Raw genomic sequence first — 17524 nt, 5'->3', positions numbered from 1 at the left:
ACCTACCAGCATGAGCCTTGCACACCCCGCGCAAGCGCAACACGAGTTGTCCATCAGCCGCCTGATCGACGCGCCACCGGCCAAGGTGTTCCGCGCCTGGACCGAGCCCCAGTGGCTGATGCAATGGTGGGGGCCGCAGGGCATGACCACCCCGGAGTGCGAGATGCAGCTGTGGGTCGGTGGCCTGTTCCGCACCCTGATGCGGGCGCCGGATGGCAGCGAGTACCCGAACCAGGGCGTGTTCCTGGAAATCGCCGCGCCGCGGCGGCTGGTGTTCACCGATGCCTTCGGCCCAGGTTGGGTACCTTCGGACAAGGCCTTCATGACTGCCGTGATCAGTTTTGACGAGGAGCAGGGCAAAACCCGCTACACCGCCCGCGCCTGGCACTGGAATGCCGCCGACTGCCGCGCCCATGAGGAAATGGGCTTCCACCAGGGGTGGGGAGAAAGCCTGGACCGCCTGGTGGAGGTGGTGACCCAGCGGATGCCCGACTGATGAAGGCACTGGCGCAGGTGCGCGCCGAGGTCGAGGCGGTCTACCGGAGCGAGTCACGGCGTATCCTGGCGACGCTGATCCGCCTGCTGGGTGATTTCGACCTGGCCGAGGAGGCCATGCACGATGCCTTCTTCATCGCCGTCGAGCGCTGGCAGCGCGACGGTATCCCCGATAACCCGCGGGCGTGGCTGGTGTCCACCGGCCGCTTCAAGGCCATCGATGCGCTGCGCCGGCGCGCCCGTTTCGACCGTTCCCAGGCGGACCTGAGCATGCTGCTCGACGGCCAGGCGCAGGACCCCAGCGAGGAAGAACTGCTGGCCGACGACCGCCTGCGGCTGATCTTCACCTGCTGCCACCCGGCCTTGTCCGCCGATGCCCAGGTGCCGCTGACCCTGCGTGAAGTCTGCGACCTGACCACCGAGCAGATCGCCCGTGCTTTCCTGCAGAGTCCGGCCACCATCGCCCAGCGTATCGTGCGCGCCAAGGCCAAGATCCGCGATGCCGGCATCCCTTATCAGGTGCCGGAGCTGAACGAACTGCCCGAGCGCCTGGAGAGTGTGCTGCGGGTGATCTACCTGGTGTTCAACGAGGGCTATTCGGCGTCGTCGGGCGAGGCGTTGTTGCAGCAGGAGCTGAGCGATGAAGCCATTCGCCTGGCGCGCCTGCTGGTGCAGTTGCTGCCCGACCCGGAGGCGGTCGGCCTGCTGGCCCTGATGTTGCTGCAGGCGTCCCGGCAGCGCGCGCGTACCGATGGCCGGGGCAACCTGGTATTGCTCGAGCAGCAGGACCGTAGCCTGTGGGACCGGCAACGCATTGCCGAAGGCTGCGAACTGGTGCGCCAGGCCCTGCAAAGCCGGGCGTTCGGTGCCTATACCGTGCAGGCGGCGATTGCGGCGGTGCATGCCGAAGCGGTTACGGCCGAAGCGACCGACTGGGCGGAGATCGTCGGGCTGTATGACGTGCTGCAGCGGCATTGGCCGTCAGCAGTGGTAGAACTGAACAGGGCCGTGGCGCTGGCGAAGCGGGATGGGCCGGAGGTTGGGCTGCGGGAAGTCGAAGGGATTCTGGCGAGGGGAGAGTTGCTGGACTATCACCTGGCGCATGCGACGCGGGGCGAGCTGCATTACCAGCTGGGGCATATGGAAGAGGCCCGGGCGGCCTGGCGGCAGGCGCTGGCGCTGACCCGGCAGGAGCCGGAGCGCAGGCATATCGAGCGGCGGTTGCAGGCTATCGAATGATGTTGGCTGCGCCGGCCTCTTCGCGGGTAAACCCGCTCCCACAGGATTGCGTCACGGCTTGATGCTGTGAGGTCCATGTGGGAGCGGGTTTACCCGCGAAAGGGCCGGTACTGCCTGCATCAATCTTCAGCTAGCCACAAAATTCGGCGGCGACACCAGCTCGACGGTCTGCTGCTTGCGCGGTGCGAGGATCTCGGCCTCGCCCTGGACCACCAGCTCATCATTCTGGTTGTACACATTGGTGGCGATGCGCACCTTGAACTTGGGCAGCTTCTCCAGGATTTCCAGGCGCACGGTCAGGGTATCGCCAATTTTCACCGGCTTCTGGAAGCTCATCTGCTGGCCCAGGTAGATGGTGCCAGGGCCAGGCAGGGTGCAGGCCACTGCAGCACTGATCAGCGCGCCGCTGAACATGCCGTGGGCAATGCGCTCGCGGAACATGCTCTTGGCAGCGAACTCGGCGTCCAGGTGTACCGGGTTGTGGTCACCGGACATCGCGGCGAACAACTGGATGTCGCGTTCTTCGACGGACTTCTTGTACTCGGCCTTCTGGCCGACTTCGAGGGCTTCGTAAGGCGTGTTGGTGACCTGGGACATCGGGGCTTCCTTAAGCGGTAGGCGAGGGCGGCTGTCATTCACTGCGCACAGGGCGGCCAAGGGCAAGCGCCTGTTCAAGCCAGCCGAGAATATCGGCGGTGACCTCGTCACGGTTGGTTTCGTTGAGTACTTCGTGCCGCGCCTCAGGATAGATGCGCAGCTGTACATGTCGATTGCCGGTCGCGCGCAGGGCGTCGGCCAGGTGGGTGAGACGCTTGCCGGCACTGACCGGATCACATTCACCACCGATTACCAGCAGCGGCAGGTTCGGATCGATCTGCGCGAGGTTACTCGGCTGGCTGATCTGCGCCAAGCCTTGCAGCAGGTCGAGCCACAACTGGTTGCTGCAGCGAAAGCCGCAAAGCGGGTCGTTGACGTACAGGTCGACCTGCGCCGGGTCGCGGCTGAGCCAGTCGAACGCCGTGCGGTTGGGCTTGAAGGCCTTGTTGAACGAGCCGAACGACAACCACTCGATCAGTGCGCTCTTGCCCAGCGGCCCCTGGCGCCAGGCTTCCAGCCGGGCAATCAGCCGCGCCACGTGGTACAGCGCCGCCGGCTGGTAGTTGGAGCCGCTGAGGATCGCCCCATGCAGGCTGCCACTGTGGTGCAGCAGGTAGGCCTGGGCGATGTAGCTGCCCATGCTGTGGCCGAACAGGAACAGCGGCGTGCACGGGTATTGCTGGCCGATGTGCTGGGCCAGCAGCCCGATGTCGTTGACCACGGCATTCCAGCCATGATGGCGGGCGAACAGGCCGAGGTTGCCCAGTTCGGCGGTGCGCCCATGGCCGCGCTGGTCGGCGGCGAACAGGGCGAAGCCGGCCTCGCTCAAGGCATGGCCCAGGTGCTGGTAGCGCCCGGCATGCTCGGCCATGCCATGGGCCAGCAACACCACGGCTTTTACCGGTGTGGCCGGCAACCATTGGTGCACGTACAGGCTGCAGTGCTCGCTGGCGGGCAGCCAGAAGGCGTCGTGAGGCATGGCGGGTCCTTGTGCGCACAGGTACCCGAACAGTGTATGCACAACCGACCGGATTGCAGGAAGGGCACAAATAAGATTCACAATGTTAATGGCGGCACTTGGCGTATATGCCGCCTTGGGCTTACCTGCTAACGTCGGATCAACGCCTTTTCGCTTTCAAGCGGGCAGGTGAAAGGACTACAGGACTTACAGCAGGTCCAGGCAGAGGAACAATAATAAATGCAAGCCGACTTCTGGAATGACAAGCGCCCGGCGGGCGTGCCGTCCACCATCGACATCAATGCCTACACCTCGGTCGTCGAGGTGTTCGAGCGCTCCTGCAAACGTTTCGCCGACCGCCCGGCCTTCAGCAACCTGGGCGTGACCCTGACCTACGCGGAGCTGGAGCGCCACTCGGCGGCCTTCGCCGCCTGGTTGCAGCAGCACACAGACCTCAAGCCGGGCGACCGCATCGCGGTGCAGATGCCCAACGTGCTGCAATACCCCATCGCCGTGTTCGGTGCCCTGCGCGCAGGCCTGATCGTGGTCAACACCAACCCGCTGTATACCGAGCGCGAGATGCGCCACCAGTTCAAGGACAGCGGCGCGCGTGCGCTGGTGTACCTGAACATGTTCGGCAAGCGCGTGCAGGAGGTGTTGCCCGATACAGGCATCGAGTACCTGATCGAGGCCAGGATGGGCGACATGCTGCCCACCGCCAAGGGCTGGCTGGTCAACACCGTGGTCGACAAGGTGAAGAAGATGGTCCCGGCCTATCAGCTGCCACAGGCGGTGTCGTTCAAGCAGGTGTTGCGCCAGGGGCGCGAGCTGTCGCACAAGCCGGTGCCGCTCAGCCTGGACGATACTGCGGTGCTGCAATACACCGGTGGCACCACCGGCCTGGCCAAGGGCGCCATGCTCACCCACGGCAACCTGGTAGCCAACATGCTGCAGGTGCTGGCCTGCTTCTCGCAGCACGGGCCGGACGGGCAGAAGCTGATCAAGGACGGCCAGGAAGTGATGATCGCGCCGCTGCCGCTGTACCACATCTATGCCTTTACCGCGAACTGCATGTGCATGATGGTCACCGGCAACCACAACGTGCTGATCACCAACCCGCGGGATATTTCCGGCTTCATCAAGGAGCTGGGCAAATGGCGTTTCTCCGCCTTGCTGGGCCTGAACACGCTGTTCGTCGCACTGATGGACCACCCGGGCTTCCGCCAGCTCGACTTTTCGGCGCTGAAGGTCACCAACTCCGGCGGCACCGCACTGGTCAAGGCCACGGCCGAGCGCTGGGAGGCGCTTACCGGTTGCCGCATCGTCGAAGGCTACGGCCTGACCGAAACCTCGCCAGTGGCCAGCACCAACCCCTATGGCCAGCTGGCGCGCCTGGGCACGGTGGGCATCCCGGTGGCCGGCACTGCATTCAAGGTGATCGACGATGACGGCAACGAGCTGCCGCTGGGCGAGCGGGGCGAGCTGTGCATCAAGGGCCCGCAGGTGATGAAAGGCTACTGGCAGCAGCCCGAGGCCACGGCCCAGGCCCTGGATGCGGAAGGCTGGTTCAAGACCGGCGACATCGCGGTGATCGACCCGGACGGCTTCACCCGCATCGTCGACCGCAAGAAGGACATGATCATCGTCTCGGGTTTCAACGTGTACCCCAACGAGATCGAGGATGTGGTGATGGGGCATCCCAAGGTTGCCAACTGCGCGGCCATCGGTGTGCCGGACGAGCGCTCCGGCGAGGCGGTGAAGCTGTTCGTGGTGCCGCGCGAGGGCGGGCTGAGCGTGGATGAGCTGAAGGCCTACTGCAAGGCCAACTTCACCGGCTACAAGGTACCCAAGCACATCGTGCTGCGCGAGTCGTTGCCGATGACGCCGGTGGGCAAGATCCTGCGGCGGGAGCTGCGGGATATCGCTTGAGACCGAGTTGGATTCTTCGCGGGTGAACCCGCTCCCACAGGGGTCTTGCAGTTCTCAAGGCCTGTGCAGTACCTGTGTGGGAGCGGGTTCACCCGCGAATGCTTTCAAACCGCTCTAGCAGGCTGTTTACAGCCCGATCTGCGACGTTTTGGATAATTACTCTAAAAATGACCTGTATTGTTCATTGAGTCATTTTTGTGACCGTGAGGCCTGTTTTGGCCTCTAGGCGACCCCAGGCAAAGCTGTTACTCTCGGCCCGCTTTCAGATGATCCGGTTTGCAACGAGCCGTCATCTCATATCAATAATAAGCGCATCGACGCGTGAATCGAACTTCGCTGTTGCTGAAGGAGTGGGCTTCCATGATCGAACATTTTTGGAAGGATAAGTACCCAGCCGGGATTACGGCGGAAATCAATCCTGACGAATTCCCCAATATCCAGGCGGTACTCAAGCAATCCTGCCAACGCTTTGCCGACAAACCGGCCTTTAGCAACCTGGGCAAGACTATCACTTATGGCGAGCTGTATGCGCTGTCGGGGGCGTTTGCCGCCTGGTTGCAGCAGCATACCGACCTCAAGCCGGGTGACCGCATTGCCGTGCAGCTGCCTAACGTACTGCAATACCCGGTGGCGGTATTCGGTGCCATGCGTGCCGGGCTGATCGTGGTCAACACCAACCCGCTGTACACCGCACGGGAAATGGAACACCAGTTCAACGACTCCGGCGCCAAGGCCCTGGTGTGCCTGGCCAACATGGCCCACCTGGCCGAGAAGGTGGTGCCCAAGACTCAGGTCAGGCACGTCATCGTCACCGAAGTGGCCGACCTGCTGCCGCCGCTCAAGCGCCTGCTGATCAACAGCGTGATCAAGTACGTGAAGAAGATGGTGCCGGCCTACAACCTGCCGCGTGCCGTACGCTTCAACGACGCACTGGCGCTGGGCAAGGGCCAGCCGGTGACCGAGGCCAACCCGCAGGCCAACGATGTGGCGGTGCTGCAATACACCGGTGGTACCACCGGCGTGGCCAAGGGCGCGATGCTGACCCACCGCAACCTGGTGGCCAACATGCTGCAGTGCCGGGCGCTGATGGGCTCCAACCTGCACGAAGGCTGCGAAATCCTCATCACCCCGCTGCCGCTGTATCACATCTACGCCTTTACCTTCCATTGCATGGCAATGATGCTGATCGGCAACCACAACGTGCTGATCAGCAACCCGCGTGACCTGCCGGCCATGGTCAAGGAGCTGGGTAAGTGGAAGTTCAGCGGCTTCGTTGGCCTCAACACCCTGTTCGTTGCCTTGTGCAACAACGAGGCGTTCCGTGCCCTGGACTTCTCGGCGCTGAAGATCACCCTGTCCGGCGGCATGGCCCTGCAACTGAGCGTGGCCGAGCGCTGGAAGGCCGTGACCGGCTGCGCCATCTGCGAAGGCTATGGCATGACCGAGACCAGCCCGGTGGCTGCGGTGAACCCGGCGGAGGCCAACCAGGTCGGCACCATCGGTATTCCGGTGCCGTCCACCCTGTGCAAGGTCATCGACGACAATGGCAACGAGCTGCCGTTGGGCGAGGTGGGCGAGTTGTGCGTCAAGGGCCCGCAGGTGATGAAGGGCTACTGGCAGCGCGAAGAGGCCACTGCCGAGATCCTCGACAGCAATGGTTGGCTGAAGACCGGTGACATCGCCGTGATCCAGCCGGACGGCTACATGCGCATTGTCGACCGCAAGAAGGACATGATCCTGGTCTCCGGCTTCAACGTGTACCCCAACGAGCTGGAAGATGTGCTGGCGGCCCTGCCGGGCGTGCTGCAATGCGCGGCCATCGGTGTGCCGGACGAGAAGTCCGGTGAAGTGATCAAGGTGTTCATCGTGGTCAAGCCGGGCATGACCGTGACCAAGGAACAGGTGATGGAGCACATGCGCGCCAACGTCACCGGCTACAAGGTCCCGCGCCAGATCGAGTTCCGCGACGCGCTGCCGACCACCAACGTGGGCAAGATCCTGCGCCGCGAGCTGCGCGATGAAGAGCTGAAGAAACAGGGTTTGAAGAAGATCGCCTGATCAGAGCCCTGCACGCTCAGTGTGGGAGCGGCCTTGTGTCGCGAAAGGGCCGCGAAGCGGCCCCAGGGTCTCAGCTGTGATGCTGAAATTGCTGGGGCCGCTTTGCGGCCCTTTCGCGACACAAGGCCGCTCCCACAGAGACCGCGTAATCAGCGCAGTTTCTCCAGCATCTGGTAGTACCACATCCCCGCCGCCAGCAGCGGGTTGCCCAGCAAGTCCCCCATCGGCACCCGCACATGCTTGCACTGGGCAAAGGTGTCGAACTTCTCCAGCGTCCCGGTCAACGCCTCGGCCATGATCTCGCCCATGATGTGGCTGGTGGCAATGCCGTGCCCCGAATAACCCTGGCAATACCACACGTTGTCCGACAGCTTGCCCAGCTGCGGGATGCGGTTGACCACGATGCCCATGGCGCAGCTCCACTGGAACTCGATCGGCACGCCTTTCAACGCCGGGAAGGTGCGCTCGATACACGGGCGCAGTTCGCCTTCGATATCCCGTGAATCACGGCCGGAATAGTTGGCGCCACCGCCGAACAACAGGCGCTTGTCGGCGGTCAGGCGGTAGTAGTCGAGGACGAAGCGGCAGTCGTACACCGCCAGGTCCTGCGGGTTGATCTGTTCGGCCAGTTCCCCCAGCGGTGCGGTGGTGACGATGCCACCCATTGCCGGGAAGATCTTGCCCTTGAGCTGGCGCTTTTCCAGTTTGTGGTACACATCGCCGGCCAGCATCACCTGGCGCGCCTCGACCCGCCCGTGGGCGGTGACCACCGCCGGGCGCGGGCCGTGGACGATGTCCAGCACTTCGGAGTTTTCGAAAATCAGCGCCCCCAGGCCATGGGCGGCACGGGCCTCGCCCAGGCACAGGTTGAGCGGGTGCAGGTGCAGGTTGCGCAGGTTCTTCAGCGCGCCCAGGTACAGCGGGCTTTGCAGGTGCTCGGCCATGGCTTCGCGGTCCAGCAATTGCACCTGCTCGCCCATGCCGCGCCGCCGGGCCTCGGCTTCGAATGCGCGCAGCTCGTCCATGTGCGAGGACTTCATGGCCGCGTGCAGGTGGCCGCGCTTGAGGTCGCAGTCGATGCCGTAGCGCGCCACGCGCTGCTCGATCACCTGGTGGCCGCGCCAGCGCAAGTGCCAGATGAAGTCATCGACCTCGGCACCCAGGCGGTTGCGCATCTGCGTGCGCATGGCTTCGTCACCCGACAGGCTGCCGGTGACCTGGCCGCCGTTGCGCCCGCTGGCACCCCAGCCGATGCGGTTGGTTTCGACGATGGCCACCTTCAGGCCACGCTCGGCCAGTTCCACCGCCGTGGCCACGCCGGTGAAGCCTCCGCCGATGATCGCCACATCCACCTGTACCCTGCCCTTGAGCTGCGGGTACTCGGTGTGGTCGTTGAGGGTGGCGCTGTAATAGGACGGCGCGCGCTGCGCCGGGCCCTTGTTCAATGCTGCGTTCATGGGGGTTCCTTGTTATCTGGGGGCTCAGGCCTGGTGCAGGTACCAGCGCCAGTCCTGCTCGCTGACTTCGGCCATGAACTGGCGGTACTCGGCGCGCTTGACCTTCAGGTACACGCCAAGGAAGTCCTCGCCCAGTGCTTCGCGAGCCCAGCTGGAATGCTGCAGGGCGTCGAGGGCAGTCAGCCAGTCGGTGGGCAGGTGTTCGGTGGCCTGGGCATAGCCGTTGCCTTCCACCGGTGCCCCCGGGTCCAGCTGTTCGCGGATGCCCCGGTGGCTGGCGGCAAGGATCGCCGCAGCGGCCAGGTAGGGGTTGGCGTCGGCGCCGCAGATGCGGTGCTCCACATGCCGGCTGTTGGCCGGGCCGCCCGGTATGCGCAGGCTCACGGTGCGGTTGTCGACGCCCCAGGTTGGCGCCAGCGGGGCATAGCTGTTGGCCTGGAAGCGGCGGAACGAGTTGGCGTTGGGGCAGAACAGCAACAGCGAGTCGCGCAGGTGGCGCAGCATGCCGGCCACGGCCTGGCGTAGCAGCGGGGTGCCGGCCTTGTCCTCACTGGCGAACAGGTTGTTGCCGGCGCTGTCGGCCAGGCTCAGGTGCATGTGCATGCCGGTACCGGCCAGTTGCGCGAACGGCTTGGCCATGAAGCAGGCCTGCATGCCATGGGCGTGGGCAATGCCTTTGACCAGGCGCTTGTAGCGCACGGCCTGGTCCATCGCCTGCAGGGCGTCGCCGTGCTCGAGGGTGATTTCCACCTGGCCGGGGGCGTATTCCGAAATCGCCGTGCGCGCCGGGATGCCCTGGGCCTTGCAGGCGGCGTAGAGGTCGGCAAGGAACGGCTCGATCTGCTCCAGTTCGCGCAGGCCATACACCTGGGTGGTGCGTGGGCGGCCGCCGTCGTTGTCCAGCGCCGGTTGCGGGCGGCCCTGGGCATCACGTTGCTGGTCGAGCAGGTAGAACTCCAGCTCGCAGGCCATCACCGGATGGTAGCCGTCGGCCTTCAACGCCTCGATGGTACGCAGCAGCACATGGCGCGGGTCGGCGATGCTGGCCGGCAGGCCCTCGTTCGGGTGCATGCTCACCTGCACCGCGGCAGTCGGCACCCGGCGCCAGGGCAGGCGCACCAGGCTGCCTTCAAGCGGGTAGGCGCGGCAGTCGATATCGCCCACGTCCCACACCAGGCCGGAGTTTTCCACGTCGTCGCCGTTCAGGGTCAGGCCGAGAATGGTGCTGGGCAGCGGCCGGCCGGTCTGGTACACGGCCAGCAGTTCCTCGCGGTGCAGCAGCTTGCCGCGCGGTACGCCGTTGGCGTCGAGGATGAACAGTTCGAACAGTTCGATATCGGGGTTGTCGGCCAGAAAACGGCTGGCCTGCTCTACAGGTGCAAAGTGCATGATGGATTCGCTCACGGGCGCACGGGCCACCGCGCATGCAGGCGGCCCGGCTGAGTCAAACGGCCGGAAGAGGGCCGGGTCTGGTCACAACGGCGTGAGCGAGAAATCCGGTGGGCGTGCGTGACGGCAGTGCCACAGGGCCCAGAAAGCGAGGATGATGTGGACCAGCGGATTCTCACCGGCACGGCGCCGGGCCTTCGCTTGCGAAGGGCGGGACGACGGTGGGGCGATGGGCTGGACGGGAGTCATGCCTTTGATACTCACATGCGGCGTAAGGTTGATTAAAGCAGTGAATGGCAACCTTTACATCGCACCTGGCTAAACATTTGTGCCGTTGCACCTGGCCTCTTCGCGGGTAAACCCGCTCCCACAGGATTGCATCAAGGCTGGGTGTTGTGCGGTCCCTGTGGGAGCGGGTTTACCCGCGAAGAGGCCGGCACAGGCAGCAGAGAACCGGCAAATCTGCGACAATCGCGCATCCTTCGAATGCCGATCATGAAAAAGCAGGCCCACCTGCATCACTAAAAAGCCCCATGACTGACCACGCCATCGACAAACTGCTGCAAAACCTCGACCACGCCATGATCGCCGACCGCCATCGCCTGCGCCGGCAATTGCACGAACTGCGCAAGCGCCCCGACGAGGCGAAGCTGGCGCAGTGGGTGGAAAAGGTCCAGGCGTCCTGCGCCCAGGTCACCGCGCGCCAGCAGAGCGTGCCGACCGTGCGCTACGACGACAGCCTGCCCATCGCTGCCAAGCGTGACGAAATCAAGAAGGCCCTGGCCGAGCACCAGGTGCTGGTGATCGCCGGCGAAACCGGCTCGGGCAAGACCACACAGTTGCCGAAAATCTGCCTTGAACTGGGCCGTGGCAGCCATGGCTTGATCGCCCACACCCAGCCACGCCGGATCGCCGCCCGCAGCGTTGCCGCGCGGGTTGCCGAAGAGCTGGGCACGCCCCTGGGCGGGCTGGTCGGCTACCAGGTGCGCTTCGAGGACCAGAGCGACGCCAACACCTTGGTCAAGCTGATGACCGACGGCATCCTGCTGGCCGAAACCCAGCACGACCGCTTCCTCGAGCGCTACGACACGATCATCGTCGACGAAGCCCACGAACGCAGCCTGAACATCGACTTCCTGCTCGGCTACCTGAAGACCCTGCTGCACCGCCGCCCGGACCTGAAGCTGATCATCACCTCGGCGACCATTGACCTGGAGCGCTTCTCCAAACACTTCGACGGCGCGCCGATCATCGAGGTGTCCGGGCGTACCTTCCCGGTGGAAACCTGGTACCGCCCACTGACCAGCGAGCAGGACGAGGAGGGCAACCAGATCGAGGACGACCTCACCGTCGACCAGGCCATCCTCGCCACGCTGGACGAGCTTGCGCACCACGAACGAAGCGAGGGCAAGGGCCCCGGCGATGTGCTGATCTTCCTGCCAGGCGAGCGCGAGATCCGTGATGCCGCCGAGATCCTGCGCAAGGCGCAACTGCGCCACACCGAGATTCTGCCGTTGTACGCGCGCCTGTCGCCGGCCGAGCAGCAGCGCATCTTCCAGCCACACACCGGACGCCGTGTGGTGCTGGCCACCAACGTTGCGGAAACCTCGCTGACCGTGCCGGGCATCCGCTATGTGATCGACACCGGTACCGCGCGCATCAGCCGCTACAGCTACCGCGCCAAGGTGCAGCGCCTGCCCATCGAGGCCGTGTCGCAGGCCAGTGCCAACCAGCGCAAGGGCCGCTGCGGCCGGGTCGAGCCGGGCATCTGCGTGCGCCTGTACAGCGAAGAGGATTTCAACAGCCGACCGGCGTTCACCGACCCGGAGATCCTGCGCACCAACCTGGCGGCAGTGATCCTGCAGATGCTGCACCTGCGCTTGGGCGCAATCGACGCCTTCCCGTTCATCGAGCCGCCGGATGGCAAGGCCATCAGCGATGGTTTCAACCTGCTGCAGGAGCTGTCGGCGGTCAACCGCGAAAACCAGCTGACGCCGATCGGCCGCCAGTTGGCGCGCCTGCCGATCGACCCGCGGCTGGGCCGCATGCTGCTCGAAGGCGCCCGCCTGGGCAGCCTGCAGGAAGTGCTGATCGTCACCAGTGCGCTGTCGGTGCAAGACCCGCGCGAGCGCCCGCCGGAGCGCCAGCAGGCCGCCGACCAGGCGCACGCGCAATGGAAGGACGTGGATTCCGACTTCGCCGCGCTGGTCAACCTGTGGCGTGGCTTCGAGGAGCAGCGCCAGGCGTTGACTGCCAACCCGCTGCGCAACTGGTGCCGCAAGAACTTCCTGAACTACCTGCGCCTGCGCGAATGGCGCGATGCCCATCGCCAGCTGGCACTGATCTGCCGTGACCTGCAGCTGACAGTGAACAAGGAACCGTCCGACTACCAGAAAATGCACAAGGCCATTCTCAGTGGCCTGCTCAGCCAGATCGGCCAGAAGACCGAAGAGGGCGACTACCAGGGCGCCCGTCAGCGGCGCTTCTGGGTGCACCCGTCGTCGGGCCTGGGGCGCAAGCGCCCGCAGTGGGTGATGGCGGCCGAACTGGTTGAAACCACCAAGCTGTACGCACGCATGGTGGCCAGGATCGAGCCGGACTGGATCGAGCCGCTGGCCGGCCACCTGGTCAAGAAGAACCACTTCGAGCCGCACTGGGAGAAGAAGCGCGGGCAGGTGGTGGCCTACGAGCAGATCACCCTGTACGGCCTGATCCTGGTCGGCCGTCGGCCGGTGCATTTCGGCCCGATCGACCCGGTCACCTCGCGCGAGCTGTTCATCCGCGAAGGCCTGGTGGGTGGCGAAATCCAGTCGCGGGCCAAGTGCCTGGCGGCCAACAAGCGCCTGCTGGAGGAGCTCGACGAGCTGGAGGCCAAGGCCCGCCGCCGTGACATCCTTGCCGACGAAGAGACGCTTTACGCCTTCTACGAAGCGCGTCTGCCGGCGGAAATCCACCAGACCGCGACCTTCGACAGCTGGTACCGCATGGGCAGCCAGAAGGACGCCAACCTGCTGATCATGCGCGAGGAAGACGTGCTGGCCCGCGAGGCCAGCGAAGTCACCGCTGCGCAGTACCCCGACAGCATGCAGGTGGGCGAGCTGCGCCTGCCGCTGAGTTACCACTTCGAGCCCGGCCACCCTCGCGATGGCGTGACCGTGCGGGTGCCGGCACCGCTGTTGCCGAGCCTGCCGGGCGAGCGCCTGGAGTGGCTGGTACCCGGCCTGCTGGAGGCCAAGTGCGTGGCGCTGGTGCGCAACCTGCCCAAGGCCCTGCGCAAGAACTTCGTGCCGGTGCCGGACTTCGTCAAGGCCTCGCTGGCGCGCATGAGCTTCGGCCAAGGGGCATTGCCGCAGGCCCTGGGCCAGGAACTGCTGCGCATGACCGGCGCCCGTGTGCCCGACGAGGCCTGGGACGAGTCGGTCAACCTGGTTGAAGGCCACCTGCGCATGAACATCGAAGTGGTCGATGGCCAGGGCAAGTTCCTGGGTGAAGGCCGCGACCTGGCCGAGCTGACCGCGCGCTTTGCAGCAGCCAGCCAGGCAGCGTTGGCCGTGCCGCGTGACGCCAAGAGCGAGCAGCCGGTGCAGGCCAAGGCTTTCAGCGAGGTGAAGCAGACCGCGCAGCAGAAGATCGCCGGCCTGTCGATGACCGTGTACCCGGCGCTGGTGGAAGAGGGCGGCACCGTACGCGAAGGGCGCTTCTCGACCCAGGCCGAGGCCGAGTTCCAGCACCGCCGCGCGTTGCAGCGCCTGTTGCTGCAGCAGCTGGCCGAGCCGGCCAAGTACCTGCGCGGCAAGCTGCCGGGGCTGACCGAGCTGGGCCTGCTGTACCGTGAAATGGGCCGGGTCGAGGCGCTGGTCGAGGACATTCTGCTGGCCAGCCTGGACAGCTGCATCCTCGAAGGCGAACAGCCGCTGCCACGCGATGGTGCGGCCCTGGCTGGCCTGGCCGAGCGCAAGCGCGGCAGCTGGGCCGAGCATGCCGAGCGCCTGGCACGGCAGACGTTGGAAGTGCTGAAGCTGTGGCATGGGCTGCAGAAGCGCTTCAAGGGCAAGATCGACCTGAGCCAGGCGGTGGCGCTGAACGACATCAAGCAACAGCTCGGCAACCTGGTGTACCCAGGCTTCGTGCGCGAAACCCCTGGGGGCTGGTTCAAGGAGCTGCCGCGTTACCTCAAGGCGGTGGAACTGCGCCTGGAGAAGCTGGGTTCGCAGGTGCAGAAGGACCGGGTGTGGAGCGGTGAGCTGGCCAACCTGTGGGCGCAGTACAAGGCCCGTGCCGACAAGCATGCCCAGGAAGGCAAGCGTGATGAGCAACTGACGGTGTACCGCTGGTGGCTGGAGGAATATCGGGTTTCGCTGTTTGCCCAGCAGTTGGGGACCAAGGTGCCGATTTCCGACAAGCGATTGAGCAAGCAATGGAGCCAGGTGGAGGGCTAAACTTCCACAGTTGTGGCAATATTGATGCAATTTGGGGCCGCCTGGCGGCCCCTTCGCGGGTAAACCCGCTCCCACAGGTACAGCAGTGTCCTCGGGAGCGGCGCAACCCCTGTGGGAGCGGGCGTGCCCGCGAACGAGGGCGCAGCCCTCGCCTATAAATTGGTACTAAAGTGCCATTAACCTGTCATGTTTCCAGCCAGCGCCCCGTGGCGATGGCCTTTGACCAGAGGAACGACCGTGCATAACGTCGTGATTAGCGGCACCGGCCTGTACACCCCGGCCCAGAGCATTTCCAACGAAGAACTGGTGGCGTCCTTCAACACCTGGTCGCAGCAGTTCAACCAGGACAACGCCGCCGCCATCGAGCGCGGTGAAGTCGAGGCGGCGCCGCTGTCCGATGCCGCGTTCATCGAAAAGGCCTCGGGCATCAAGAGCCGCTTCGTCATGGACAAGGCCGGCATCCTCGACCCGCAGCGCATGAAACCGCGCCTGCCCGAGCGCTCCAACGACGAACCGTCGGTGCTCTGCGAAATGGCCGTGGCCGCTGCCCGCCAGGCCCTGGAGCGCGCCGGTCGCACGGCGGCCGATGTCGACGGGGTGATCGTCGCCTGCTCCAACCTGCAGCGCCCGTACCCGGCCATCGCCATCGAAGTGCAGCAGGCGCTGGGCATCCAGGGCTTTGCCTTCGACATGAACGTGGCCTGCTCGTCGGCCACGTTCGGCATCCAGACCGCCGCCAACAGCGTGGCCCTGGGCCAGGCGCGCGCGGTGCTGATGGTCAACCCGGAGGTGTGCACCGGCCACCTGAACTTCCGTGACCGCGACAGCCACTTCATCTTTGGTGATGCTGCCACTGCGGTGCTGCTCGAGCGTGCCGACAAGGCCACCTCGGCGCACCAGTTCGACATCGTCAGCAGCAAGCTGTGGACCGAGTTCTCCAACAACATCCGTAACAACTTCGGTTTCCTCAACCGCGCGGCGGAAGAGGGCGAGGGCGCGGCGGACAAGCTGTTCATCCAGGAAGGCCGCAAGGTGTTCCGCGAGGTGTGCCCGAAGGTGGCAGAACTGATCGGTGAGCACCTGCAGGAAAACGGGCTGCAACCAAGCGATGTGAAACGCTTCTGGCTGCACCAGGCCAACCTCAGCATGAACCACCTGATCGTCAAGAAACTGCTGGGGCGTGAAGTGGCCGAGGAAGATGCACCGGTGATTCTCGACCGTTATGCCAACACCAGTTCGGCGGGGTCGGTGATTGCCTTCCACCTTTACCAGGACGACCTGGCCAAGGGCTCGCTGGGCGTGTTGAGCTCGTTCGGTGCGGGGTACTCGATTGGTAGCGTGATCCTGCGCAAGCGCTGATTGAGCGCAAGCCAGTACCGGCCTCTTCGCGGGTGAACCCGCTCCCACAGGTACTCCACAGGCCCTGAGATCTGTGGGGGCCCTGTGGGAGCGGGTTTACCCGCGAAAAGGCCGGCGCATTTCTACCAGGCAAAAAAAAGCGGGAAATGCCGGATGGGGTCGGCATTTCCCGCTTCAGGTGAAGCAGTGCAGGGTTTCGCTTAGAACTTGGCTTCCAGATCGACCTGCAGGGTATCTACATCGGCATCGCTGTTGGGCAATTGCGACAGGTCGGTCTTGGCCATCAGGTAGGCAGCGCCCAGGGAGAAGTTCTTGTCGATTTCATAACCGACCTTGAACTTGTGCCCGCGCGAACCGGTAAAGCCGTTGCCAAAGTCGGAGTCGGTGAACAGGCTGACCACGGCGTTGCGCTGCACGTCGCGGTAGTTGTAGTCCAGGCTCCAGGCGCCGACCTTGGTTTTCAGGCCCGCCAACCAGGCCTGGTCTTCCCCATCGGTGCTTTCGGTGTTTTTCACATACTGGCCGTAAGCAGAGAGTGGGATGGCAAAGCCGGTGAAGTCCAGCTGGCCGAAGCCTTCCACGAGGTTGAACTCGTTGGTGGTGTTGCCGAACGACTGCAGGATGGTAGCTTCCTTGTCGTTGTCATAGCCATAGATACTGGCACCTACGGTCAGCTTGAGCACGTCTGCCGGGGCGAACTTGGCGCCCAACTGGCCGTGATAGACCTGTGCGTCATGCTTGTATTGCACGCCGTCGCCATCGACGTTGTCCTTGAGGGTGTACTGACCGGCGCTGGCGAACACTTCGGCCCCGCCCAGGTCGGTCTTGTAGGTCGCTGCCACGCCTTCCGGGTTGATGTCGCTATCCCAGATGATGTCGCCCATGCTCACCCATGGCTGCGCCATCTTGCCGCCAATCAGGTGCAGGTTGGGAACTGCAGTCGGGTGCCAGTCGAGGTAGGCCTGGTCGACCCACAGCGACTTCTTGTCGAAGTAGTTGTCGAAGCTCTGGTTGGTCGAACGGCGGTCGGCACTGCTGCCGGTGGCGATACGGATGCCCGCGTCCACCTGCGGGTTGATTTCGCTGTAGAAGCCGACACGGGCACGCACGCGCTGGCGGTCCTGGTTGCCGCTGCTGCTGTTCGGGTCGTCGACGTTGACGTCTTCGTAACGCAGGCGCACATCACCCTTGACTTGGGTCTTGGCGGCCCATGCCACTTTCTGTTCAAAGGAGCTCATCCGTTCGGACTGGGCTTTCTGAGCGGCCTTTTCCTTGGTTTCTTGAGCCAGGTCCGCCTGCAGTTCGTTGTACTGCGCCTGGTTGATCGAGCCATTGGCGCGGAGCATTTCGAGCAGCTTGGCGTCGACAGCTGCACTGGCCGGAGTACTCAGAGCCAGCATCATGCCGGTGAGGCTCACTCCGGTAAGTGTAGAAACAAGACGCATAAGGTTCTCCCTGTTGAATAAGATGGGGGAGGCTCAAGCGCCCGCCCCTGTGTTGGCATGTCTTCGGAAAGGGCCTGAATAGACAGGTTCTGGGGTTCCGGAAAACAGGCGCAAGTATTGCGGGGGCGAATGACAGATTAATGTCGAATTAGTGGCACT

The 17524-nt window shown here is 64.4% G+C and carries 11 protein-coding genes; 6 read left to right on the top strand and 5 right to left on the bottom strand.

The window, feature by feature from the left end:
• The first annotated feature begins 10 nt into the window (after positions 1-10).
• The gene (locus ABX298_RS03410; RefSeq protein WP_075045996.1) at positions 11-496 is read left to right on the top strand and encodes an SRPBCC family protein; all 486 of its coding nucleotides are present in this window, start codon (positions 11-13) and stop codon (positions 494-496) included.
• Positions 496-1734 carry an RNA polymerase sigma factor gene (locus ABX298_RS03405; protein ID WP_286100336.1) on the top strand — a complete coding sequence of 413 codons (1239 nt, stop codon included), beginning with the start codon at positions 496-498 and terminating at the stop codon, positions 1732-1734. The genes ABX298_RS03410 and ABX298_RS03405 overlap by 1 nt, the downstream gene beginning before the upstream one ends.
• 126 nt (positions 1735-1860) lie before the next feature.
• Here ABX298_RS03405 and ABX298_RS03400 read toward each other — a convergent pair whose 3' ends face one another.
• Positions 1861-2331 carry a MaoC family dehydratase gene (locus ABX298_RS03400; RefSeq protein ID WP_012273633.1) on the bottom strand — a complete coding sequence of 157 codons (471 nt, stop codon included), beginning with the start codon at positions 2329-2331 and terminating at the stop codon, positions 1861-1863.
• Positions 2332-2365: 34 nt separating this feature from the next.
• Positions 2366-3310, bottom strand: a complete 945-nt coding sequence (locus ABX298_RS03395; RefSeq protein ID WP_367394073.1) for a lysophospholipase — start codon at positions 3308-3310, stop codon at positions 2366-2368.
• Positions 3311-3529: 219 nt separating this feature from the next.
• On the opposite strand from ABX298_RS03395, the gene fadD2 reads away from it, so the two are divergent.
• Both fadD2 and fadD1 read left to right on the top strand, forming a co-directional pair.
• On the top strand, positions 3530-5218 hold the full coding sequence (fadD2, locus tag ABX298_RS03390) for a long-chain-fatty-acid--CoA ligase FadD2 (RefSeq protein ID WP_015271310.1): 1689 nt from the start codon (positions 3530-3532) through the stop codon (positions 5216-5218).
• 360 nt (positions 5219-5578) lie between these two features.
• A complete protein-coding gene (gene fadD1, locus ABX298_RS03385) occupies positions 5579-7276 on the top strand; it encodes a long-chain-fatty-acid--CoA ligase FadD1 (RefSeq protein ID WP_025340179.1) in 1698 nt (565 codons plus the stop codon).
• A gap of 149 nt (positions 7277-7425) precedes the next feature.
• Here the strand turns inward: fadD1 and ABX298_RS03380 are convergent, their stop codons facing one another.
• Both ABX298_RS03380 and ABX298_RS03375 read right to left on the bottom strand, forming a co-directional pair.
• Positions 7426-8733, bottom strand: a complete 1308-nt coding sequence (locus ABX298_RS03380; protein ID WP_075045995.1) for an FAD-binding oxidoreductase — start codon at positions 8731-8733, stop codon at positions 7426-7428.
• A gap of 24 nt (positions 8734-8757) precedes the next feature.
• Positions 8758-10122: a glutamine synthetase family protein gene (locus ABX298_RS03375; protein WP_075045994.1), complete on the bottom strand. Its 1365-nt coding sequence runs from the start codon at positions 10120-10122 to the stop codon at positions 8758-8760.
• Between the two features lie 533 nt (positions 10123-10655).
• Here ABX298_RS03375 and hrpA point away from each other — a divergent pair.
• Both hrpA and ABX298_RS03365 read left to right on the top strand, forming a co-directional pair.
• Complete coding sequence (gene hrpA, locus ABX298_RS03370; RefSeq protein WP_367394072.1) at positions 10656-14561, top strand: ATP-dependent RNA helicase HrpA; 3906 nt, start codon at positions 10656-10658, stop codon at positions 14559-14561.
• 237 nt (positions 14562-14798) lie between these two features.
• On the top strand, positions 14799-15920 hold the full coding sequence (locus ABX298_RS03365) for a beta-ketoacyl-ACP synthase III (protein WP_015271305.1): 1122 nt from the start codon (positions 14799-14801) through the stop codon (positions 15918-15920).
• Positions 15921-16120: 200 nt separating this feature from the next.
• Here the strand turns inward: ABX298_RS03365 and ABX298_RS03360 are convergent, their stop codons facing one another.
• Positions 16121-17365 (bottom strand): putative porin, encoded by a 1245-nt coding sequence (locus ABX298_RS03360; RefSeq protein WP_015271304.1) that lies wholly within the window; start codon positions 17363-17365, stop codon positions 16121-16123.
• Positions 17366-17524 lie beyond the last annotated feature (159 nt).

Source organism: Pseudomonas sp. X4, assembly GCF_040784925.1.
Taxonomy (GTDB): domain Bacteria; phylum Pseudomonadota; class Gammaproteobacteria; order Pseudomonadales; family Pseudomonadaceae; genus Aquipseudomonas; species Aquipseudomonas putida_Z.
The sequence above is the reverse complement of the archived record's forward strand: the minus strand, read 5'-3'. Positions and strand labels throughout refer to the sequence as shown.

Bases quoted from the DNA above. Each gene is read 5' to 3' on its own strand.
- ABX298_RS03410 (WP_075045996.1), top strand. From the start codon at position 11: ATGAGCCTTGCACACCCCGCGCAAGCGCAACACGAGTTGTCCATCAGC.
- ABX298_RS03405 (WP_286100336.1), top strand. From the start codon at position 496: ATGAAGGCACTGGCGCAGGTGCGCGCCGAGGTCGAGGCGGTCTACCGG.
- ABX298_RS03400 (WP_012273633.1), bottom strand. From the start codon at position 2,331: ATGTCCCAGGTCACCAACACGCCTTACGAAGCCCTCGAAGTCGGCCAG.
- ABX298_RS03395 (WP_367394073.1), bottom strand. From the start codon at position 3,310: ATGCCTCACGACGCCTTCTGGCTGCCCGCCAGCGAGCACTGCAGCCTG.
- fadD2 (WP_015271310.1), top strand. From the start codon at position 3,530: ATGCAAGCCGACTTCTGGAATGACAAGCGCCCGGCGGGCGTGCCGTCC.
- fadD1 (WP_025340179.1), top strand. From the start codon at position 5,579: ATGATCGAACATTTTTGGAAGGATAAGTACCCAGCCGGGATTACGGCG.
- ABX298_RS03380 (WP_075045995.1), bottom strand. From the start codon at position 8,733: ATGAACGCAGCATTGAACAAGGGCCCGGCGCAGCGCGCGCCGTCCTAT.
- ABX298_RS03375 (WP_075045994.1), bottom strand. From the start codon at position 10,122: ATGCACTTTGCACCTGTAGAGCAGGCCAGCCGTTTTCTGGCCGACAAC.
- hrpA (WP_367394072.1), top strand. From the start codon at position 10,656: ATGACTGACCACGCCATCGACAAACTGCTGCAAAACCTCGACCACGCC.
- ABX298_RS03360 (WP_015271304.1), bottom strand. From the start codon at position 17,365: ATGCGTCTTGTTTCTACACTTACCGGAGTGAGCCTCACCGGCATGATG.